This is a genomic window from Metabacillus sediminilitoris, from assembly GCF_009720625.1.
GTDB lineage: Bacteria > Bacillota > Bacilli > Bacillales > Bacillaceae > Metabacillus > Metabacillus sediminilitoris.
In genome coordinates this window covers 1,505,194-1,528,770 of record NZ_CP046266.1, presented here as the reverse complement: position 1 = coordinate 1,528,770, position 23,577 = coordinate 1,505,194, and the positions used below count along the sequence as shown (strand labels likewise).

20 protein-coding genes are annotated in these 23,577 nt (G+C 36.7%); 1 reads left to right on the top strand and 19 read right to left on the bottom strand.

What is annotated here, in order from left to right:
- Window positions 1–41: 41 nt before the first annotated feature.
- From GMB29_RS07410 to uxaC, 13 genes are all read right to left on the bottom strand, one after another.
- Window positions 42–878: an ABC transporter permease gene (locus GMB29_RS07410; protein ID WP_136357626.1), complete on the bottom strand. Its 837-nt coding sequence runs from the start codon at window positions 876–878 to the stop codon at window positions 42–44.
- Window positions 875–1,861 carry an ABC transporter permease gene (locus tag GMB29_RS07405; protein ID WP_227551574.1) on the bottom strand — a complete coding sequence of 329 codons (987 nt, stop codon included), beginning with the start codon at window positions 1,859–1,861 and terminating at the stop codon, window positions 875–877. Before GMB29_RS07405 ends, GMB29_RS07410 begins: the two co-directional genes overlap by 4 nt.
- A gap of 16 nt (window positions 1,862–1,877) precedes the next feature.
- Window positions 1,878–3,500, bottom strand: a complete 1,623-nt coding sequence (locus GMB29_RS07400) for an ABC transporter substrate-binding protein (RefSeq protein WP_136357622.1) — start codon at window positions 3,498–3,500, stop codon at window positions 1,878–1,880.
- Between the two features lie 49 nt (window positions 3,501–3,549).
- Window positions 3,550–3,969 (bottom strand): nickel-responsive transcriptional regulator NikR, encoded by a 420-nt coding sequence (gene nikR, locus GMB29_RS07395; RefSeq protein ID WP_136357717.1) that lies wholly within the window; start codon window positions 3,967–3,969, stop codon window positions 3,550–3,552.
- A 227-nt stretch (window positions 3,970–4,196) separates the two neighbouring features.
- Window positions 4,197–4,895 carry a GntR family transcriptional regulator gene (locus tag GMB29_RS07390; RefSeq protein WP_136357620.1) on the bottom strand — a complete coding sequence of 233 codons (699 nt, stop codon included), beginning with the start codon at window positions 4,893–4,895 and terminating at the stop codon, window positions 4,197–4,199.
- Window positions 4,896–5,287: 392 nt separating this feature from the next.
- Window positions 5,288–5,770: a nickel pincer cofactor biosynthesis protein LarC2 gene (larC, locus tag GMB29_RS07385; protein WP_227551573.1), complete on the bottom strand. Its 483-nt coding sequence runs from the start codon at window positions 5,768–5,770 to the stop codon at window positions 5,288–5,290.
- 227 nt (window positions 5,771–5,997) lie between these two features.
- The gene (locus GMB29_RS07380) at window positions 5,998–6,954 is read right to left on the bottom strand and encodes a nickel pincer cofactor biosynthesis protein LarC (RefSeq protein WP_136357615.1); all 957 of its coding nucleotides are present in this window, start codon (window positions 6,952–6,954) and stop codon (window positions 5,998–6,000) included.
- On the bottom strand, window positions 6,951–7,709 hold the full coding sequence (gene larB, locus GMB29_RS07375; RefSeq protein ID WP_136357613.1) for a nickel pincer cofactor biosynthesis protein LarB: 759 nt from the start codon (window positions 7,707–7,709) through the stop codon (window positions 6,951–6,953). Before larB ends, GMB29_RS07380 begins: the two co-directional genes overlap by 4 nt.
- Window positions 7,710–7,785: 76 nt before the next feature.
- Window positions 7,786–9,258, bottom strand: a complete 1,473-nt coding sequence (locus GMB29_RS07370) for a gluconokinase (protein WP_136357611.1) — start codon at window positions 9,256–9,258, stop codon at window positions 7,786–7,788.
- A 100-nt stretch (window positions 9,259–9,358) separates the two neighbouring features.
- The gene (gene larE / locus GMB29_RS07365; RefSeq protein ID WP_136357609.1) at window positions 9,359–10,159 is read right to left on the bottom strand and encodes an ATP-dependent sacrificial sulfur transferase LarE; all 801 of its coding nucleotides are present in this window, start codon (window positions 10,157–10,159) and stop codon (window positions 9,359–9,361) included.
- Window positions 10,160–10,291: 132 nt separating this feature from the next.
- Window positions 10,292–11,062, bottom strand: a complete 771-nt coding sequence (locus GMB29_RS07360) for an SDR family oxidoreductase (RefSeq protein ID WP_136357715.1) — start codon at window positions 11,060–11,062, stop codon at window positions 10,292–10,294.
- A 72-nt stretch (window positions 11,063–11,134) separates the two neighbouring features.
- The gene (locus GMB29_RS07355) at window positions 11,135–12,403 is read right to left on the bottom strand and encodes a nickel pincer cofactor-dependent isomerase, group 22 (RefSeq protein ID WP_136357607.1); all 1,269 of its coding nucleotides are present in this window, start codon (window positions 12,401–12,403) and stop codon (window positions 11,135–11,137) included.
- A 406-nt stretch (window positions 12,404–12,809) separates the two neighbouring features.
- Window positions 12,810–14,213: a glucuronate isomerase gene (gene uxaC, locus GMB29_RS07350; RefSeq protein ID WP_136357605.1), complete on the bottom strand. Its 1,404-nt coding sequence runs from the start codon at window positions 14,211–14,213 to the stop codon at window positions 12,810–12,812.
- A 342-nt stretch (window positions 14,214–14,555) separates the two neighbouring features.
- Here uxaC and GMB29_RS07345 point away from each other — a divergent pair, with 342 nt between their 5' ends.
- Window positions 14,556–15,770 (top strand): ROK family transcriptional regulator, encoded by a 1,215-nt coding sequence (locus GMB29_RS07345; RefSeq protein ID WP_136357603.1) that lies wholly within the window; start codon window positions 14,556–14,558, stop codon window positions 15,768–15,770.
- 155 nt (window positions 15,771–15,925) lie between these two features.
- Here GMB29_RS07345 and GMB29_RS07340 read toward each other — a convergent pair whose 3' ends face one another.
- The 6 genes from GMB29_RS07340 to gndA form a co-directional block, all read right to left on the bottom strand.
- Window positions 15,926–16,786: a sugar phosphate isomerase/epimerase family protein gene (locus GMB29_RS07340; RefSeq protein WP_136357601.1), complete on the bottom strand. Its 861-nt coding sequence runs from the start codon at window positions 16,784–16,786 to the stop codon at window positions 15,926–15,928.
- Window positions 16,783–17,796 (bottom strand): Gfo/Idh/MocA family protein, encoded by a 1,014-nt coding sequence (locus tag GMB29_RS07335; RefSeq protein ID WP_136357599.1) that lies wholly within the window; start codon window positions 17,794–17,796, stop codon window positions 16,783–16,785. Before GMB29_RS07335 ends, GMB29_RS07340 begins: the two co-directional genes overlap by 4 nt.
- A gap of 225 nt (window positions 17,797–18,021) precedes the next feature.
- Window positions 18,022–19,179: a Gfo/Idh/MocA family protein gene (locus tag GMB29_RS07330; protein WP_136357597.1), complete on the bottom strand. Its 1,158-nt coding sequence runs from the start codon at window positions 19,177–19,179 to the stop codon at window positions 18,022–18,024.
- Window position 19,180: 1 nt separating this feature from the next.
- Window positions 19,181–20,068, bottom strand: coding sequence for a sugar phosphate isomerase/epimerase family protein (locus GMB29_RS07325; protein WP_136357595.1), 888 nt, complete (start codon window positions 20,066–20,068; stop codon window positions 19,181–19,183).
- A 38-nt stretch (window positions 20,069–20,106) separates the two neighbouring features.
- Window positions 20,107–20,967: a helix-turn-helix transcriptional regulator gene (locus GMB29_RS07320; RefSeq protein ID WP_136357593.1), complete on the bottom strand. Its 861-nt coding sequence runs from the start codon at window positions 20,965–20,967 to the stop codon at window positions 20,107–20,109.
- 883 nt (window positions 20,968–21,850) lie between these two features.
- Window positions 21,851–23,266, bottom strand: coding sequence for an NADP-dependent phosphogluconate dehydrogenase (gene gndA / locus GMB29_RS07315; protein ID WP_136357713.1), 1,416 nt, complete (start codon window positions 23,264–23,266; stop codon window positions 21,851–21,853).
- Window positions 23,267–23,577 lie beyond the last annotated feature (311 nt).

The window sequence follows — 23,577 nt, the reverse complement described above, 5'->3', positions numbered from 1 at the left end:
ATGCACTCACACTTCCTTGTGCAATATTGTCGACTCATTTCTTATTCATGAGCCCTGTTTGGATCTGTTAAACTTCTTAGCTTTTCACCGATCACATCAAATGCACGTACAATCAATAGCAAACAAAGTCCTGGGAAAAAGGCAAGCCACCACATTCCTGATGACAAATATTTCATCGATTCTGAAAGAATGATGCCAATTGCTGGTTCATGTGGTGATAAGCCAAGACCTAAAAATGTGATCGCTGCTTCATGTAAAATCGCATGTGGAAACAGCAACAAAAATCCTACTACTATTTGTGGAACAATATGTGGGAAAATATGTTTAGTTGCTATCCACCAATTGGATCTCCCCATTTTTTTAGATAGTTGTACATACTCTGCAGTACGTATTTGCATAACCTCTGCACGAATAACACGTGCAAGACTTGGCCAATGTGTCAGTGCAATTCCAATGACAATCCCCTTAAATCCTCCTCCTAATGCAAATGAGATAAGAATAAGGGTGACAAGATGCGGCACACTTAGGAAAAGATCAATCAACCATGATACAATCCTGTCGGCCATTTTGCCCATCGTTGCTGCAATCATTCCTAAAAGCATGGCAATGAATGTACTCCCAAAAGCTCCAATTAAACCAACACCTATACTTAATGAAAGTCCCATGAATGTACGTGAGAACATATCTCTCCCTAACCAATCAGTACCAAAGGGATGATGAAGTGATGGGGAAGAATTTCGCTGTTTGAGATTTGTAGAAATACTTTCTTCATCAAGAAAAATACCTATTGCCACAACACTGATTAGAAAAATGACAGCAAGAACAGCAATGATTAATGACCTTTGCCGTTTATTAGAAAATTTAAGGGGTTGAATCATGATGATCCCACCTCCCTCATCCTCGGATCTAACAGACGATATAGCAAATCTGCGATTAAATTTCCTACAAAAACAAACATTGTACTAAAAAGAACTAAGCCTAGTAATAATGGCACATCGCCTCGCAGACCAGCTTCAACGGTTGCCTGTCCAAGTCCTGGATAGGAAAAGATTTGCTCAGCAAGAACCGCCCCTCCAAACAATTCACTAAAAGCTGTAAATTGCAAGGTGATGGCTGGTATGGCAATATTCCGCAACCCATGTCTCCAAAATAAGACAACTCCTCGTTCTCCCCTCGCTCTTGCAAACAGAACATAGTCACTAGCCATAACATCAATTAGCTTCTGTCTAGTATGAAGAGCCACATTTCCAACCCCGACAATACTTAACGTAACAGCTGGTAAAATGAGATGTTTGATTTGATCTCCTATCGTGACTTCTTCAGCTAGAACACCAGCTGGTACACCCAATCCGATTGGAAACCATCCTAGCCAAACAGCAAATACGATCAAAACTAAAAGTCCCATCCAGAATGTTGGAGTTGATGCGAGCGTATAACAATACCATTTAATGATTCGGTCAATCCACGTATCCTTTTTCATTGCTGAGACAACGCCTAAAGTAAATCCAATGACGCCAGATAAAATCCACGCAGTCAACATTAAAACAATCGAATGCATAAATCGTACACCGATGATTTCAGCAACAGGCTGGCGATAAATCATGGATGTTCCCATATCTCCTGAGAGCAAGGCAGTACACCAATTAATAAACTGCACCATAATTGGCTGATTTAATCCCCAATACTCAGCAATTTTCTCACGCTGCTCAGGTCCGACGTTCAACATATCAGCACCAATATAAGCTTGTATCGGATCAATCGGAGAGTTCTTTAGTAAAAGAAATGAAATGAAACAAATGGCAACTAATAAAGTTGCCATTCTTACTATTTTCAGCAAAAGAAAATTCACTAGCTCTCTCAACCTATTTTTATCCACCTTACTCAGTCCATTTCCATTCTTCAAGATTGTTTGTTACAGGCCAACCATGGCCGTGTGGCTGAATTCGCTGTTTCCCGATATCGAGACCATCTTTTACTAAGTACAAGTGGTCAATGTTCACTAACCATGCCCATGGAGTATCACCTTTTACACTTAAACCAGTCGTTCCATCCCACTGCGCTTTTTTCCAATACTCATTCGCTTCTTCTGAATCAGTAGAAGTTAGCGCTTTTTCAAAATATGCATCTACCTTATCATTTTTATAGAAACCAATATTATAATAATCTATCCCGGCAAATTTGCTGCTGTATATGTTATACATTTCATGCGGGTCATGGCTTCCCCATCCCATTAGTACAGCATTTGAATACATTTTCTGTTCGATCTTATCCCAGCTTGCGCCCTCTACTGTTATATTGATACCAAGTGGCTTCATCATATCTGCAACAGCTATAGCAAGGGATTGTCTGATCGCATCATCTGCTGGATAATATAAACTAAATTCAGCTTTCAAAGAACCTTTTTCTAAAATTCCGTCACCATCAGTATCCTTCCAGCCTGCATCTTCTAATAGTGTTTGTGCCCCCTCAACATCACCATCCTCAAAAACAGTCTCTGGATTCCACCAAGGTAAGTGATCAACTGAAGTATAGGCTTTTGACCCGTATCCTTCTAACACTCCGTCAATTAATGCTTGACGATCCACAGCAATATTTATTGCATGGCGAATCGCCGGATCAGCCGTTACATCATGGCCGATTGGGTAACCATCTTCTGTTTCTTCACCTGATTTTACATATGGAAAAACAATACCGCGATTATCGACTGATTTTACTGCCACAAGCCTCATCCCAGGTACTTCTTGTTTACTAAATGAAGCAGGGATTGCTGCAACATCAACTTCACCTGCTTGTGCAGCAGCAAAAGTAGCATCTTCTGTTAAAAATAAGAATGTTACCTTTTGAAAATATGGCTTCTTATCATAATATTCCGGATTAGCCTTTACAATAAGTTGCTGCCCTTTATCCCACTGTACAAGCTGATATGGACCTGAGCCGATCGGATTTTCTGCATAATCTTTTCCATAAGCATGTTTAGGGACAATGCCGGTGACAACTAATGAGTTAATAAATGTTGATTGTGCTTCTTTTAGCGTAAATGTTACCGTGTACTCATCAACCGCTTCAATTTTCTCTACGATCGAAAGGTCAACAACTGATCCATTATTCAAAGCTGTTTCAAATGTAAATTTTACATCTTCAGCTGTTAATGGATTACCATCAGAAAATTTCACATCATCTCGTAACTTAACAGTCCAAACCTTGCCATCCTCACTCACTTCATATCCTGTGGCAAGATCATTTACAATATTAAGATCATGATCTCTTTTTAATAATGTACTTTGAAATAATGGTGAACCATAACGTCCCCAACCTGTTGTCGGGTCAAAACCTGTTTCAGGCTCTCCTTCTATAGACAGGACGAGTTCATCCTTTTTCTTCTCTTCACTATTTGCATCTTTTTCACTAGATTGTTCCGGCTTTGATTGTGTACAGCCTGCTAACACAAACGAAAAAGCAATTGTCATAATTGCGATAAGACCCAAAACCTTCTTTTTCATGGAAACACTCCTTATTTTATGTATCTCTTAATGAAGTTTTATTAAACAATTATATTTTTTCAACAGGTGAAACAGTAAATTTCCCATATTCCACACCTTTTAGACTTGTTAATTTATTGCTAAGCTGTTGAATGTCTTTTCCTTTCCCTTTCACAACGATAATCTCAAGACAGCTATGATGATCGATATGAAAATGTGTTGTTGCCAGGATTAAATCATGCACACTATGTTGAATCGCTGTCATTTCTTCAAGCAAATTTCGTTGATGATGGTTATAGAATAATAGGATTGTTCCCGCAACAATTTGTTCATTACCTTCCCATGATTGCTGAATAAGCGCATCACGAACAAGATCACGTACTGCTTCAGAACGATTTTCATACCCTCTCTGTTTAACTAAATCATCAAACTTTTGCAATAAATGATTTTCCATTGAAACACCAAATCTTTTTAAAGTTGAATCTTGCACATTAAATCCACCTTTATCCCATTCTAGTAACACATTTTCCAGAAAACGTAGCACGATCATGCGTGCTTCATTCAATCATTTGACTTCTGCTAGATAAATGAAATCAAAACGTTAAAAACCATATATTTTCTATTATTCTCTTTATTATTAATCAAGCATATTCCCTATACAATAAACGGATGAAAAGTTTAAACAAGTTTGTTTAGAAGGGAGCTTACGTTCTCTCCCTACTCTGTAAAATAATCTTTATACGTTTTGCGAAGCCGTGGAATTTCAGATTCAAATTTACACAAGTGATGCTCCAGTAACTGGATCACTTCCTTCTCATCTTGACGCTTTAAGCCCTTAAATAGTTCACAATGCTCATCAACCAGGTTTTTAGTCATAACCAATTCTTTCATTGCTAAATACCGAAAACGATTCAGATACCCTCTCATATGGTAAACAACACCAAGTAATGTCTCATTACCTGTTAATTGAAGGATGCTACGATGGAAGGATTCATCCAATTGCAAAAACTGATAGTAATCCTGTTGTTCTGCTGCATCACTTTGAGCTTGTAGAATACGTTTTATTTCTTTTTCGGCAATCATATATTTCTCTGTATCATCCCAATTCCTTGCAACAAGACGAAAGGCACTACTTTCCAAGCTTAGCCGGATAAAGCCGCTTTCTTTCACTTTCGCTTCTGAAATATAAGCAATTTTTTTCGTGCGTTGAGGAAGAACATCTATCAATCCTTCAGCGATTAAAAGTTGAAATGCATCACGGATCGGAGTTCGACTGATATTAAATGCTGAGGCAATTTCACTTTCATAAATCGTTTGTCCTGGTTCAAATTGCAAGGTAATAATTGATTCACGTAGAGTTTTATAGGCTTGTTCACCTAAGTTCTGGGAAGTTGAACCAGAAGCAAAAAGAGACATTATCTTTCACCACCAACTATTTTACTATTATCACTTTCTCGAGTATACATGTATACGTGTATACACGTCAATAACGATCACGTGTTACTAGTTTTATATGTTTTTCTTGCCGGTTTTGAAAGAGGTAGGACGATGAGATGGGTTTATATAGAAGACGTGTATTTTAAGATGAAAGATTGCAGTGGATATTGATAGATTGAGATGGATACTAAAGAGTTGTTGCAAATTAATTTATTGTCTCGATGACGGAGTTTATGATGTCCATCTAAGACTTTCAGGCCTTCATAAGCTTGTTGATTAAAAGAACAATGGATATCTTGCCGCCATACCTTTAAAACGGTAACCTTCTAAAAAGCCAACAAAAAAACACTGATAAAAGTCAAAACCTTTTATCAGTATTTCTGTTCGTCCTGATCTACTTTTTTCCATACCTGCTCATATACTCTTTTCAAAGGAATTTGATGAAGCTTGGCAATTTCTTTACATTCTTCATACTCCGGCGCTCTTTGTACGAGTTGCCCTTCATAATATCCCTCCTTAACAGTAAGAGGACCCCACTCTGTTTCAATACGTTTAAATTTCCTCTCCAGTCGATGGACAGATAAGGGATAATAGCGGACACCTAATGTTGTCGTTTCTTTAAACAAGATTTCTTTCATTTTTGGCATTTTATCACGAGATGAAAGGAGTTGAAGTAAAACACCTGGTCGATTTTTTTTCATATAAATCGGGCTATAAAATACATCATTCGCCCCAGCTTCAAAAAGTAAATCCATGACATAACCGAGCCATTCTCCTGATACATCATCAAGATTCACCTCAAGCTTGACCATTTCATCATCAATATGTTCATCTTTATGAGGATGAGAAACCACTTGCATACTCCTCTCATTCAATTTAATCAGTTTTATTCAGATTTAAATTTAAGATTCTGGTAAATATTTGGTTAGATTGACTAAATTAATTTTATCAGCGGAATTTTCAATATATCAGTGAAATTCGATTTTTATCAGCGATATTCTCAATATATCAGCGAGATTCGATTTTTATCAGCGATATTCCCAAAATATCAGCGAATTGCCTCAAAATCTCATCCTAACACCTATTCACCAATGATGACACGAAGAACATTCGGACGATCTTTAAATGTTTTCGTTCCAGCTCCATATCCGATCGATTTGACTTCCATTGATGGAATGGTGCAAAATTCTTCTGCTAAAACAGCTGCAATCGCTGCTCCTGTTGGTGTTGTCAGTTCAAATCTTACATCGCTTTGTTCAATCGGAACACCTTTTAAAACTTCAAGTGTTGCTGGTGCTGGTACTGGATAAATTCCATGGTCGATATGTATTCTACCTGTACCTACAGGAATTGCTGACGATTTAACATGCTTTATGTCTAATTGATGAATTAAAATCGCAGCTCCGACAATATCAATAATCGAATCTACTGCACCTACTTCATGAAAATGAACTTTTTCTAATGGCAGACCATGAATATGCCCTTCCGCTTCACCAATTTTTCGAAAGATTCTCAAAGAAGTCTCTTTCACATCAGCTGCTAATTCTGATGATTCAATCATTTTGACAATATCACTGTATGATCGGTGATGATGGTGATGTCCATGGTGATGATCGTGCCCATGATGGTGGTCATGCTCATGATGGTGTTCGTGCTCATGATGGTGATCTTGCTTATGATGGTGATCTTGCTTATGATGATGATCATGCTCATGATGGTGTTCGTGCTCATGATGGTGATCGTGTTCATGATGATGATCGTGGTCATGCTCATGATGGTGATCGTGTTCATGATGATGATCGTGTTCATGATGATGATCGTGTTCATGTTGGTGATCATGTGCTAACAAAACATCGAACTTTGTACTTGTGATCCCATTCTTCACAATTTTTTTCCATGATAATTCATATTCATCTTCAAACTTTAATTTTTTTAATTCTTTTTCTAAAAGAGTAGGATCTGCACCTGCATCGATTAGGGCTCCAATGAACATGTCGCCGCTGATCCCTGAAAAACAATCAATATAAAGTGTTTTCATCCCTTTTCGGCTCCTTTTTTTGCTAAGTTATCAATTAATACAGCATTGTATGCTGCACCAAAGCCATTGTCGATGTTGACAACACTAATGCCTGATGCACACGAATTTAACATTGTCAGTAAAGCAGACAATCCATTGAAATTTGCGCCATATCCTACACTTGTCGGAACCGCAATGATTGGATGGGAAACGAGACCGCCAACTACACTTGGTAGAGCCCCTTCCATTCCCGCGACTACTACTGAGACGGTTGCCTGTTGAATTTCTTCAATATTATCTAGAAGTCGATGAATACCTGCGACACCAACATCATAGAAGCGTCGCACTTCACTGCCTAATGCTTGTGCAGTAACAGCCGCTTCTTCTGCTACTCGTAAATCGGATGTTCCTGCACAAACAATCGCAATGTATCCTTGGAAAGAATCTTTACTATTTTTCTGTTCCTTCCAAAATAGAATTTGTGCCGTCTCATTATAAATAAATTCAGGATATTCTTGCAGAATATAATCCGCTTTATCCTTTGAAATTCTTGTAACTAGTACATCATTCCCTTTTGATCTGATTGCTTTAATTATGGAGAGAATTTGAACATCTGTTTTCCCTTCTCCATAAATCACTTCAGGGAACCCTTGACGGTTTTTTCGATGATGATCAACTTTTGCAAACCCTAAATTTTCGTAGGTAGCTAATTTTTCTTTCGCTTCAGCTACACTTAATGAGCCCCTTTGTACTTGCTCCAAAATCTCTTCCATCATTGTTTTCACTCACCTTAATCGATCACGTTCGAAAAGAAAAACATTTGAACGATGTTTCTATTTTTTTACAAGGATCTTAGAAATACTTTGAAATGTCATTCGCTAGCATTTCATACTTATTAAAGATCTTTGAATAAATTTTATGATTTTCCATATTTGGTTTGACCGCCTCACCCATTAGCACATTCTTTTTAATATCTGCAAAAGAGTCTGCTTTACCAAGCGCGACTAAACCAGTCCAGGCAGCTGCCCATGCAGCACTATGATGACTTTCTGATACGTACACTTCTTTTCCAAAAACATCGGCAAGCATTTGTAACCATAATGAAGATCTTGATAATCCGCCATTTACAAAAATCTTCTCTGGCTCACCGGCTAACTCTTCCAACGCTTGTCCAATTTGATAGAGATTAAATGTGATTCCTTCTAAGACAGCACGAACAAAGTGTTCTTTTTTATGTGTAATGGACATACCAAAGAAATTTCCTTTTGCATGTTGATTCCATAGTGGTGCTCGCTCACCATTTATATATGGCAGAAAAATTAAACCATCGGCACCAGGTGCGACCTGCTCTGCTTCTGCCGTAAATTCATAGAAACTGCCTTGGTAGTTTAAAAGTTCTTTCAGCCATTGTAAAGCAATACCGCCATTATTAGTCGGTCCTCCAATTATAGAATAATCTTCGGTAAAAGCATAACTGAAAGTTTCTTGTTTGTCACTAATTCGAAAACCTTTTGTAAATTGGCGAATCGCTCCGCTTGTTCCAGCCGTAATGGCAACTTCCCCTGGAAGAATCGCACCAATACCTAAATTCGCTAATTGTCCATCAGCTGCACCGATCACAATCGGCATATCATTTGAGATCCCCATGTTTTTGGCAACATCTTTATTAATTCCAGTTAACACCTCAGTTGGTGGAACAATTTTCGATAGCTGTTCTTTTGTAACTCCTGCAAGCTCTAGTATTTCATCATCCCATTGAAATGTGTTTGCATTAAATAATCCAGTTGCTGCTGCCATTGAATAATCAATGACACATAGGCCAAACCATTTTTGAAGGATATATTCTTTGATAGATAAGAAATAATTTGCTTTAAGATATGGTTCATATTCTACTTCTTTCATCCATAACAATTTAGATAATGGTGACATCGGGTGATTTGGCAATCCCGTTCTTGCATAAAGTTCAAATCCATTTGTTTCTTTTAGTTTCTCTGCTTGTTCGCTGCTTCTACCATCAGACCAAATTAATGCTTGTGATAAAGGCTCACCGTTCTCATCCACACAGATGAGTGAATGCATGGCTGCAGAAATCCCGATTGTTAAAAGTTTATGTTTTTCAATTTTTGCTTCATCTATAGCGTCTCTAATTGCTTGTACAGCATATTGTTCAATCTCAACAGGATTTTGTTCTACCCATCCTTGTTGTGGGTAATGTGACGTTATCATTTTCTCTGTCTCTGTTATCACTTTACCGTTCACATTAAAAACAACTGCCTTAACACTCGTTGTCCCAAGATCAAGGCCAATAATAAATTCTCTCGTCATGATAATCATCCTTTACAACTAATTGAAGAATAGGGGGTTATATTGAAGTATTATTTTACGTAGAAAAAGCCTTGGAGGTACCCCCAAGCCTTTTTTTATCCTACGAAAGAAACTTATTCATACTGCCGCTCTTATACCCTATTAAATCTAATGTTACATATTTGTACCCATAGTTCGCAAGTTCTTTTGATATGGCATCATGATTTTCCAATATGATTTTCATATCATTTGGTTCCACTTCGATTCTTGCAATTTCTTGATGTGTTCGAACGCGAACTTGGCGAATATGAAGCGACTTTAAATATGCTTCTGCTTTTTCAACTTTCGTTAGCTTTTCAATAGTAATTTGTTCACCATAAGCAATTCGAGAAGATAAACAAGCAAAGGAAGGTTTATTCCATGTTGGTAAATCAAATTCACGGGAAAGTTCTCTTATTTCATCTTTAAATAAATTAGCTTCTTGTAGTGGACCTCGGATTCCCCTCTCCTTAGCAGCTTTCATTCCCGGGCGAAATTCATTCATATCATCAGCGATAACCCCGTAAACCACATTGTGAAATCCAACATTTTCCATAACAGGGATTAAATGTTCAAATAAACTGCTTTTACAAAAATAGCATCGATTTTTATCATTTTCTGTATAACCTGGAATCGCTAATTCAGAGGTCTCGATGACACGGTGTTTTGCCCCGATTTTCTTTGCTAATTCTTTTGCTTCAAGCAATTCACTTGAAGGATAGGTTTCAGAATCAGCTGTAACGGCTAACACCCGATCTGCACCTAATGTATCAACAGCAGCCTTTAATAAGAATGTACTGTCTACACCACCAGAAAAAGCTACAACTACTGAGTTCATTTCTCGGAGAATTGACACTAACTTCTGATATTTTTCGTTTATCATTTGCCCTCTCCTTTCCAAATGGTGATTGACCTATGTCTCTATAGGTTCTGTACCCTAACTTGGTTGTTTCATCAAGTTGCCCAAATTCTCCTTTAAGGTAAGTCACCTAGTCAGTCACCTGCTCAGTCATCGTTAGATTGTCATGCTTCCAAATCCGCCGTCTACACGAATAAGAGCTCCTGTTACAAAGCTTGATGCCTTATCTGAAGCAAGCCATACTGCTGCACCTTGTAATTCTTCAGCCTCACCAAAACGTTTCATTGGCGTGTGGTTCATAATTGACTCAATACGAGCATCGTCTAAAATTTTACGATTTTGTTCTGCAGGGAAGAATCCTGGAATAATCGCATTTACACGTATTCCGTATGGAGCTAATTCTCTTGCTAAATATTGTGTTACGCTGTTTACACCTGCTTTTGAGACAGAGTAAGTGAATACTCTAGATAATGGAGTTGTTGATGAAACAGATGAAATATTAATAATGCTTCCTTTTGTTCCTTTATCAATCATTTTCTTTGCAAAGATTTGGTTAACAACTACCGTTCCTTTTAAGTTTACATCCATGATATCGTCATATTCATCCATTTCAAGCTCTAAAAATGGTGTTGTGCTGTTTTTTCCTGGTAAATTTAATAACACTTCAAAAGATCCTGACCATTTTTCAATATCTTCTGCTACTTTTACAACATCTTCACGAGTACTAACGTCTGCCTTGAATGCTTTTGCAGTACCCCCTTCAGCTTCAATTTCTTGGACAACTTTTTCAGCTTTTTCAAGATTGCGTCCAATAATCGCAATTTTTGCACCGTGTCCTGCTAACCCTTTACAGATTGCAGCTCCTAATGTACTATTCCCACCAAATGCAACGACAGTTTTTCCTGTTAAATCAAATAAATTCATGATGTTAATCCCCCTCAAATTAGTTAGCAAATTTCATATAAAAATAATCTTCAGTAATTGGCTAAATATAAAGCTTTATGCTAAATTTCCATTTTCATCAAAACTAGGTAGAGCTAATTCTGAAATTTGTTCTAAACTTGGATGTTGTTTTACATGATCAAGTAATGCTTCAGATACTTCGATTTCACTTATTTCTAACGTATTTTTAATGCGAACCATTTTTACTTTTGTAAAGTCTAAAATATTACATGTTTTAATGGCAGCTTTTATCGCATCATGGTCATTTGGTAACGTTGTTGCGATTTTAGTTGGTGCTACAACGGTTGATGTTAACCCATTCGCATACGTAACTTCACGGTCCATTTTGTCAACAAGGCGCTGTGTCGTAAAATCTGCTGTTCCTACTCCATTTGCATTACCTTCCGTCTGTGGAGTTAAATCAAGGACAACCATTTTATTAACGTCCGGACCACCAGTTGCATATGGTGTCGGATAGCGTCCTGTGATATTTGGATCCATTCCATCACCGCTGATATTTTTACCAATTTGATCAATGACAAGAACATCTAGTTGCTCGAAGAAAAGTTTAGGCAGTAATTGTTTTGCTTGATCTTGTAGATCTGGTTCTTTTTCTTCAATTTCCTCAACAGGAAGTACCTCAACACGAGCGATTTTATCAAAAGCATTTTCCAATGTCGCTACTCCAAACAAAATCGGCGATTTTTCCATCATGACTTTCGCCATTGCCGGGACATTTTCAGCCATATATTTAAATCCTAATTGATGGGTTACTTCAGCACCTCTTTGCTTACCTAAACCAATCGCGATCATCTTCATAATTCCGCTCTCTACAGGTCCGCGAAAAGCTGTATGAGGCTTAATACGATTAAGGACAACAATTCCATCAGCTTCAGAAGCAAATTTGTCGATATAAACAGGTAATCCGTTCGGTAATTCATCGAGCTTGACAACTTCCATCGATGAGCGAATTTCTGCTCCAACACTTTCTTCTGTAACACCAAGATGGTGTAAAACCTCTTTTTGTCCTTCAGCTGTTGCACCGCCATGGCTTCCCATACTTGGTACGATAAATGGAGTTGCTCCTAATTCCTTAATAAAATCAACTGTGATTTTCGTCAGTTCTGGAAGTTTATCTAAACCGCGGCTTCCAACTGCGATTGCAATTTCCATACCTGGCTTAACCTTTTGTTTAATGGCATCTTGGTGCAATTTTTCTTTTAAGACTTGCTCTAGATTTTCAATCTTTGTATTATCAAAATTTTGTTTAACCTTAGCCATCTTAGGTAGTGGAATGTCTTTAATCAAATCTTGAAGAATACCCATCAGCAAAATTCACTCCTTTGAAAATAGTAAAGAATGTATATCGTTCTTTATCAGTTTTGGTTTTAATGTTCATGTACAGCGCCTAGCCCCTCGGGGTCTTAAGCCACTCATGAATTGAAGGCAAAGAACACCTTCTATTCATGATCGTCTTAATCCTGTCGAGGCTGTACTAGGCGCTTCCGCTTTTCTTTGGCTAACTGCAGGTGCCATCGGCTCGAGACATAAGTCAATTCGTCTTGCCTTATGTTATTCGCCGATTAGCAGGCACCTTCCGTTTTTCTTGTCTAGCTGCAGCGCCTAGCCCCTCGGGGTCTTAAGCCACTCATGAATTGAAGGCAAAGAACGCCTTCTATTCATGATCGTCTTAAGCCTGTCGGGACTGTACAAGGCGCTTCCGCTTTTCTTGTTATCTTTCTAAAAAATACGTTTGTGCATTATTATATCCAATGTTTTTAATCATTTGCTCAAGTATAGCTTCGTCGTTTGGTGCTTTTCCTTCTTCGACCCATTCGCCGATGATTTGACATACGATTCTGCGGAAATATTCATGGCGAACATAAGAAAGCAGGCTGCGTGAGTCAGTTGTCATTCCGATAAAGTGGCTTAGAACACCAAGGTTTGCTAAGTCTGTCATTTGATTCAACATGCCGTTGTATTGATCGTTAAACCACCAGCCTGAACCGAATTGTACTTTCCCTGGAATTCCTTCTTCAAAGAAATTCCCAATCATAGTTCCTAAAACATAGTTATCGCGAGGGTTTAAATTATATAAAACTGTTCTTGGTAATGAGTTTGTTTGATCTAACGCGTCTAAGAATTTAGATAATCCTTCAGCAAGTAGATTGTCACCGATTGAATCAACACCTGCATCGGCACCTACTAATCTTTGAATTCTTGTGTTATTATTTCTGATCGCACCCATATGCAATTGCATAACCCATTGCTTTTCTGCATACATTTTTCCTAGTTCAACCAGGAGAGCCGAGCGATAGCCGATGATTTCATTTGTTGTTAAATCTTCATTGTTTAATCGTTTTGAGAAGATTTTTTCAACGTCCTCTTTTGAGATTTCGTTATAGACCATTTTTGGAATATCATGGTCTGATGCACAACAGCCGTTTTCAGTGAAGAAATCTACACGTTGTTGAAGTGCTTCGACTAATGTTGTAAATGAAGAAACTTTTACATTTGCAGCATTCTCTAGTTTTGTTAACCACTCTTGAAAAGTTGCTTTCTCGATAAAAAGAGCCCCATCAGGACGGAATGTTGGAACTACTTGTACAGAAAATGTCTCGTCGTCTTTTAATAATTTATGATATTGGAGTGTATCTGTTGGATCATCTGTTGTTCCGACTAGTGTCACATTCGATTTTTCGATAAAACGGCGCGGTTTGAAATCTTCTGTTTGTAATTTTTCATTACACTCATCCCAAATTTCACGAGCTGTAGCTGGAGATAACCGTTTATCAATTCCAAAGAATGTTTTTAGTTCCATATGTGTCCAGTGGTATAAAGGATTACCAAATAGATGTGGAACTGTCTCAGCCCATGCCTCAAATTTCTCCCAATCACTGCTATTGCCTGTAATTAAATCTTCACGTACGCCATGGATGCGCATTGCACGCCATTTATAGTGATCACCTGCAAGCCAAATTTGGGTAATATTTTCAAAGCATACATTTTCAAAGATCTGCTTAGGATCTAAATGACAGTGATAATCAAATATTGGTAGCTCTTTCATTATTTTATGATAAAGATTTTTAGAAGTAGGATTTGTTAATAAAAAATCTTGGTCAAGAAATGCTTTCATCGTAAATTCATTCCCCCATCATTCTTTAGTATTCACACTATTATTTAATAATATCTAAATTAGTAAAAAAGTGTAAACCCTTTCACAACTATTTTGTATTATGTGCTATAATGTTATTAGTTCACAGAACTCGAATAAAATAGTATCTCAATTAATTTGTTTACAAAACAAATTAATTGACTACTTGTAGAATATCATTTCAATAGTTTTCCGTCAATATTTTGAGAGTAATATCTATTATAATAAATAAAATAGATTCAGTATTCATAAAATCGTGTATTTTATGTCATAATTGTGTACTAAAAGGGCTTATATATTATTGTTTATGAAGGGTGATTTTTAATGGCTATTGGTGACGCTGCTTATATAAAAAAAATAAACAGGAGCTTAATAATAAGTAAAATTATTGAACACGGGATGATTTCACGCGCTGACTTATCCAAGATCACAAAATTAACGAGAGCAACCATTTCCGTTCAAGCTGCTGATTTATTAAATGAAGAACTCATTGTCGAATCCCAGCAAGAACATAATAATGTAGGCCGAAAGCCAATCATGCTTTCCCTTAATCGAAAAGCTGGATATGCATTAGGAATCGATTTAGAATACCGCCATATTACATTTACTTTATCCGATTTGATTGGCTGTCCCGTTCAATCAACTACAATTGAGATTCATAACTCTAATTATGATGAAATTCTTGAAATCCTAATAAATCAGATAAATGTATTCAAGGAACAGAGCTCGTCAAGCCATTTTGGGCTTGTCGGTATTGGGATTGCTGTTCATGGTATTGTTACAAATGATCAACTGATCAACTTTGTTCCGCGCTATCAATGGAGAAACAAAGACCTCAAGGGGGATTTAAAAAAGAGCATAAATATTCCCATCATTATTGAAAACAATGCAAACCTATGTTCTTTTGCAGAAAAGGTATTTCAGCATCATCAAAGTGATAATTTATTAAGTATTAGTATGTACTCCGGGATTGGTGTTGGAGTTTTGATCAAAGGAGAGCCTCTTAAAGGCTACCATGGTTATGCAGGGGAAATGGGGCATATGATTGTTGTTCCTGAGGGAATACCTTGTAAATGCGGAAATATGGGCTGTTGGGAGCTTTATGCTTCTGAATCCAGCTTCTTTAAAGAATTGGCAGAAAAACTGCATAAAACAAATCTTACTTATCAAGATGTCCAAAAACTCTTTTTATCCGAAGATCCAACTGCATGTGATCAAATGGAGCATCTTATCAAATATGTATCGATTGGTCTAAATAATATTATTAATTTGTTAAATCCAGAAACAATTGTGCTAAATAGTGAGCTATTGAAGCTGTATCCTGACACAATCAATAAAATTAAAGCGAATTTAACATCTTCTGTCAGCCACTATAGTGAGCTTTTAATATCAGAGCTTGGTAAAAATGCAAGTGTCATGGGAGCATGTGCATTGGTTATAAAAAACTTTTTAGAAATTCCTGAGCTTAGTTTTAATGTTGAAAATGGCGCTTTCGATGAGAATTGTATCAATTTCGAGAAAAATAAGTCATTAGCATAAATTTTTGATAGGAACTAAATCCCCCTTCTAACTAGAACAGGGGGATTTTTTCTTGCTATCATGTTGTTTTCTCCTAGATAAAAAAAACGGCTAGATTAATAGATCTCATCTACTAATCTAAAGCCGCTTAATTCTTATACTACACACGTAATCGTTTAAAACCAATCAGAATATCCTAATTTTCTTAAGTTTTCCGCAGAAGTTTCTAAGCAATCAAATGGATCACGTCCATATACATTGTCTTGCTCAACTAAAAAGTATTGAGCTCCACTCTCAAGTCCTGCTTCAATAATTGCTTTCATATCAAGATTACCTTCACCAACTTCTGCAAATTCAATCGTATTCGTGAAGATTTGCATGAAATTAGCCATGTCATTAAAATCTACTTTTGATAAATCCATTTGTCCAATTCGGTAGTCTTTTAAGTGTAGGAGAGAAATACGGCCAGCATATTGTTTTACAAATTCAACCGGATTTTCACCTGCTCTTTGAATCCAGTGAACATCAAGCTCAAAACCAAGTTTTGTTGTATTATTTTTGATCATATCTAATAAATACACACCATCATATTTTTGGAATTCTAAGTGATGTGTATGATAATATAATTCAATGCCATGTTCCGCTAATCTTACTGCCATTTCTTCCGCTCTACTAATAAAATCCATAATTTTATCTTTATCGCCCATTAAGTGTAACGGCATCATCCCGATACGTAAGAAGTTACACTCCAACGTTTTGCAATCGTTAACAATTTTCTCGAAATCATTTGTTAACGTTTCTCCTGGAGCACCTGGTAACATTGGTTCAAGGCTGGCAGACATAGCGGCAATTTTGATATCAAAGTCTTTACTTGCTCTTTTCAACTCAGCTACATTTTCCGCTGTCATAGGAATTTGTGATACTTCGACTGCGCGATAGCCAAGCTCTTTAATCTTTCTCATTGTTTCATAAGCACCCAGCTCTTCTACTTTACCTTTTAACATCATCATTTGAACACCGATTTTGCCTTTTTTCATTTCGCCAAAACCTCCATTTTTAGTTCTTTTTTGTTTTCTGATGATTCGCGAATAATGTCAATTATATTAATTGATGGAAGGGCATCTTTTGCATGAATATACTCTTGTGTATTGTTTTCAATACACGTATAAAAATGATTGATACATTTTGTATGACTTGCCCCGTAATAAAATTTGGATCCAGGCAGCTTTGTATCTTCGATGATCTCTACTTTTTTGCCACTTTCATTCACTTTTGTTAAAATGCTATCCTTGATCGTGAACTTAGCTTGTTCAAAGACTACCTGCAGCTCCACACTGGAGTTCCCTGTATTTGCATTTGTCGCAAAAAACAACCCTTTTGCACCGTTTTTAAATTTTATGTTTGCAGTAGCTGTGTCTTCTACTTCAATATCATAATCTAATAGATTGTCAACAGAGCCCCTGATCGATTCAATTTCACCGCCGATCAGCTGCATTAAATCTAACGTATGAAGTGATTGGTTTATCATGACACCGCCGCCAGCATATGCCATTTTTCCGCGCCATGGTTTCACATCGTAATAGGCTTTTGGTCGATACCACGTTACTAAACCTTTAATTCCGATGACTTTCCCATATTTACCGCTGTTAACAATTTCATAAAGTTTCTCAAATGATTCATTGTAACGGTTTTGAAGACAGATACCGATTTTAATATGACGATTGTCTTCTTCTAACTTAACTAGTTGTAATCCCTCTTCCGTATGAAGTCCTAGTGGTTTTTCTTGAAAGACATGAATACCCTTTTGCACACAGGCTTTCGTTACTGGATAGTGAAGATAATGCGGCAAACAATTATGAACACAATCTAATGATTCTTGCTCTAACATTTGTTGATAATCAGTGTAAAAATTCACACCACTTACATGATCTTTTAATGTTTCATCTATATCACAAACAGCTACCAGTTCAACATTTGGGTTAGCTTGGATAGCAGAAATATGAATATTCGAAATATCTCCAAGCCCAATAACGGCTACTTTTAGCATAATCCTATCCCCCCTTTGAATCACTTAAGATACCTAACTAATGATCAAGGCAGAAGCTCCTTTGATAAGCCTTTAGAAACAAACAGGAGACGATCATCTTAAGAAAGGTGACTTACCTATCTTTAGATGATCGGTTTTTGTATGTTCAAGCATTTAAAGGCAATCACGTTAATCACCTTGAAACACCGCCGCGACCTGTTCTTCTAGGCTTGGTGCTTATCAATCTTATTTAATCGGATTCTTTTTTTCTTCTTCAATTTTTTTACTTAATTCAGCAAAGTAAAGCTCTTCATCGATTGGAAGTTCTACTTCTTTTCCTAACCAGCTTGAAAGGTGGATAGCGTTTGCTAGTGCAACACCGTGAATGCCGTCACTGCCAGGAGCAATTAAAGGTGTACCGTCTAGAATATTTGCGGCAAAGTTTTCTAAAACAGAGATATGTTGACCGCCCCATACACTTTCAAATTCAAGCACTTCTTCCGTGTAAATATCTCCTGGATTTCCACCCATGAAAATTTTCATAACATCATGCATGCTCATTGTATCGCTCATATCAGACTCAGGTTTATTTAGACGTTTGATTGTAATTTTCTTACTATCATCAACAACGATTTTTCCTTTATCACCTAAGATTTCAAATCGATCTGTTCCAAGGACATCATGTGTACAAGTAATAAATACACCCGTAGCACCATTTCCGTAGTCAAGAATTGTTGTTACTTCATCTTCAACTGCGATATTTCGTTGGTAGCCATATTTAACACTTGAATAGACTTTTTTAGGCATACCGCAAATCCATTGAAGTAAGTCGATTTGGTGTGGTGCTTGGTTAACAAGGACACCGCCGCCTTCACCGCCCCAAGTTGCTCTCCATGCACTTTGATCATAATAACCTTGTGGTCTCCACCATGTTGTAATAATCCAGTTTGTACGGCGGATATTACCAATTTCTCCATTATCAATCAGTTCTTTTAATTTTTGATACAGTGGATTTGTTCTTTGGTTAAAGAAAATACCGAATGTTAATTCAGGTTTTGATGCAGCAAATTCATTCATTTCTTTTACTTGTTTTGTGTAAACGCCAGCTGGTTTTTCAACTAATGCATGGATATCTCTTTTTAATGCTTCAATTGCCATTTCCGGATGTAGATAATGTGGTACACAAGTAACAACTGCATCAACATTACCGCTTTCAATCATTTCAATGTAGTTATCATAAAAAGGTACATCAGGATACTTTTCAGCACACATTTCCTTTTTAGCAGGATCAATGTCACAGATCGCACCGATCACCATGTTTTTAACTTTACCTTCTGAAATAAATCCTGCATATGTTCCACCTTGTTGACCTACACCGATAATTCCTAATCTTACTTTTGACATTTTATTTCTCCTCACTTTCAATCTTTTTAAGTATTTCTAAAAGTGCTTCATACTGAAGCTTATAGCCGCCTTCACCGTCAAGCCCTTTATTGTCCTTAATAACTTCTGCAGCATCCTCAAGTTCTAAATCTTTTAAAGAATCGAATAATACTAGATGTGGCTCAAGGGTTAAAAAGCCTTCGTAGCCGCTTTTTATGAATTGAGAAAGCAGTTCTGGGATCTTTCCATCACCAGTACCACATACAACGTTTTGACTATCTGTCGTAACAGCATCCTTGATATGGATGTAAATGATCTCATCTCTTAGTAAATCGTAGCATTGTTGAGTATCTTCTCCACATTGTACAAAGTTCGCGAAATCGAAAATGCCTTTAAACGCTGGCGAACCTACTTCTGTCAAAATATCGTGGCAGCGTCGGCCAATATCACCGTAGATATCCTTCTCGTTCTCATGGACTAAAACTATATTGTATTTTTCTGCAATTGCTGCAAATTCCTTTAACTTGCTAATGACTTCCTCTTTATATTGATCTGGATTTTCACCCTTAGGAATATAAAAACTAAAGATCCGAATATAGTTACAATTTAATAGATTTGATATTTGGCAGAGAATATCCAACATCTTCTTCTGTTTAGAAAAGCCTTCTTCATCATTAATGAAAACCTTACCGATTGGTGAACCGATAGAGGAGACGTTGACACCTGATTTTTGTAGTCGCGGCTGCACATTTGCTTTTATTTCATCTACTGTAAAATCTCCTATATTTTTGCCATCAATGCCGCGCAATGAAATATACTTCATGCCAAGCTTTGTGACAACTTCAAGTTGTGTATCAAAATTTGAAGAGATTTCATCAGAAAATCCAGAAATCTTTAAGTTGTTATTCATTGTTGTCATATCCTCCCTTACTGATCTAATCAATTTGTTTATTTCATTACTTGCGATTTTCGCAAACGCAACTGACGATATTCCTTTGGAGTAACCCCTACTTTGTCTCGGAAATAGCGACTAAAATGTGATGCGCTTTCAAAACCGCAATCATGTGCAATTTCATGTAATGATTTATCAGGTTCCATTTCAAGTGAATATTTTACTTGGGTTAATCGACATCCCATTACATATTCCATAACTGTAAACCCTGTCATTTCTTTAAATACATGTGACACATAAGACTTACTTAAATTTAATGCCTCTGCAATTGATTCAAGCGTCATTTTCTTCATGTAATTCAATTGAATATAAGCGGCAATATTTTCAGCATGTTCGACTTTATCTCCTTTTTGATAAGGATTTTTAAAGGACTCCATTTGACCTAGTCGATACACACTAATTAACACTTGAATTAATAATACTTTCATTTCTGTCTCAGCTATTGGATCGTTTCCATTAGATCTTTTCTGAAGCTCATCTAGACGACAAATAATTTCCTCAAGCCGTTTCGATTCATCATTTCCATTTGTACGTATTAAACAATGATGAAGTCTTTGAAAAACTTCAATCAAGTACATACTTCCCAGTTCTTCCAGCAAACTTTTAATCCAATGAGGCGAAAAGTGAACAACACTTCTCACATACTCAACGGTTGGGTTTATATTTGGTTTATGAAGGGTCAAGCCATCCATTAACAAAATATCACCAGGCTGTAAATCATATATTTGATTATGAATTAAATATCGACAAGATCCTGAATGAAAAAAATAAACCTCATATTCTTGATGTGAATGGTATTCTAAAGAATACCCTCCCAACCCCTGCATTCGATAATTTACAGCAAGCGTTTCATTCAAATGAATCAATCCTTTCAATGAAACTATCTATAGTTTATACCATTTATATTGATTTTTCGTTACCTGAAACTGTTTGGTTTTTGCGAAAAATTGACTGAGAGTGCTTTCATTGTCATGCGATAGGATAATAATTATTTTTATTATACAGTGATTTATTTATGTATTGAGTTGAAAAACTAAGCTGGCGCTAAATCCTTAATGACAATTTTAGTTAGTTTGGGCTTCATCGGAGGGATGAAGGACTTTTCTTTTGGTATTTTCATTAGTTTTGGCCTTCATTCGGGGGATGAAGGACTTTTCTTTTGGTATTTTCATTAGTTTTGGCCTTCATTCGAGGGATGAAGGACTTTTCTTTTGGTATTTTCATTAGTTTTGGCCTTCATTCGGAGGGATGAAGGACTTTTCTTTTGGTATTTTCATTAGTTTTGGCCTTCATTCGGGGGATGAAGGACTTTTCTTTTGGTATTTTCATTAGTTTTGGCCTTCATTCGGGGGATGAAGGACTTTTCTTTTGGTATTTTCATTAGTTTTGGCCTTCATTCGGGGGATGAAGGACTTTTCTTTTGGTATTTTCATTAGTTTTGGCCTTCATTCGGGGGATGAAGGACTTTTCTTTTGGTATTTTCATTAGTTTTGGCCTTCATTCGGGGGATGAAGGACTTTTCTTTTGGTATTTTCATTAGTTTTGGTCTTCATTCGGGGGATGAAGGACTTTTCTTATAAAAACCTCAACATGTCTAGCCCTTCATCCAATCTATAATGGATACTATTCCTCAAATCAATGGAAAAACCCCCTTCAAGTAATGGTTTATTACGAAAAGGGGGTTTTTGGGCTCAATATTCATTGTTATAACACATTGCTATAAATCAGGGTAAGAACGATTTATTTTTCCATCCAGTTTGTATGGAAAATTCCTTCTTTGTCAACACGTTGGTACGTATGTGCACCGAAGTAGTCACGTTGTGCTTGAAGAAGGTTAGCTGGTAATGTTTCCGTACGGTAGCTGTCATAGTAAGCAATTGCACTTGAGAATGATGGTACTGGAATACCATTTTCAATTGCTACTGCAAGAACTTGACGTAATACTGATTGGTAACCTTCTGCAATTTCTTTGAAGTATGGATCTAATAGAAGGTTAGCTAATTCTGCGTCACGATCATATGCATCTTTAATTTTTTGCAAGAATTGTGCACGAATGATACATCCGCCACGGAAAATCATCGCGATTTCTCCGTAACTTAGGTTCCAATCGTATTCTTCAGATGCTGCGCGCATTTGTGCAAAACCTTGAGCATAAGAAACAATCTTACTTAAGTATAATGCTTTACGTACAGCTTCAATTAATTCTTCTTTATTGCCTTTGTATTCTTGTGCAGATGGTCCTGCTAATACTTGGCTAGCTTTTACGCGCTCATCTTTCATTGCTGAGATGAAACGAGCAAATACAGATTCAGTGATAATTGGAAGTGGAACACCTAAGTCTAATGCGTTTTGGCTTGTCCATTTTCCAGTACCTTTTTGTCCAGCAGTATCAAGAATCACGTCAACAAGCGGTTTACCTGTTTCTTCATCAACTTTTGTGAAGATGTCAGCTGTAATCTCGATTAGATAGCTGTCAAGCTCACCTTTGTTCCACTCAGAGAATACTTCATGGAATTCTTGTGCGCTTAAGCCAAGGACATTTTTAAGGATGAAATATGCTTCACAGATTAATTGCATATCGCCATATTCGATTCCGTTATGAACCATTTTCACATAATGTCCTGCACCGTTTGGCCCGATATATGTAACACATGGGTCGCCTTCAACTTTAGCAGAAATTGCTGTTAAAATTGGCTCAACAAGTTTATATGCTTCTTTTTGTCCACCAGGCATAATAGAAGGTCCTTTTAGAGCTCCTTCTTCACCGCCTGAAACACCTGTTCCAATGAAATGGATTCCAGTTGATTCTAATTCTTTATTACGACGAATTGTATCTTGGAAGAATGTGTTACCGCCATCCATTAAAATGTCGCCTTCTTCAAGATATGGTTTTAATGAATCAATTGTTGCGTCTGTTGCTGCACCAGCTTTAACCATTAAAAGAATTTTACGTGGTTTTTCTAATGAATTAACGAATTCTTCAACTGTTTTAGCACCAACAAAGTTTTTTCCTTCAGCTTCGTTCTTTAAAAATTCTTCTGTTTTATCGTAAGAACGATTGAATACAGCAACTGAGTAGCCTCTGCTTTCAATATTTAATGCAAGGTTTTTCCCCATTACTGCTAAACCAATAACACCTATTTGTTGTTTTGACATATTCATTTCCTTTCTTGTTACATAATAAATATATTTTAACATATAGTTAAATCATTATGAATGGCAAGGGACATACCCGTTTACCTCTGTATCTTGTGAGTTTTATTAGAATTGGTAAGTTCACAAAATTCAGTTAAATAAGGCTCATTTATACATTCTACTTCAACTGCTTCAAAATTACCAGATTGAATAATGAATTTAGAAGAATACATCAAAGGAACACAACCTATTTTGTGTATCTTTTCCCCCTTTTATTTAATAAAATAGGTTGAGATGGCTTAAATCCGGATTAGCATTTTAATTAATTTGTT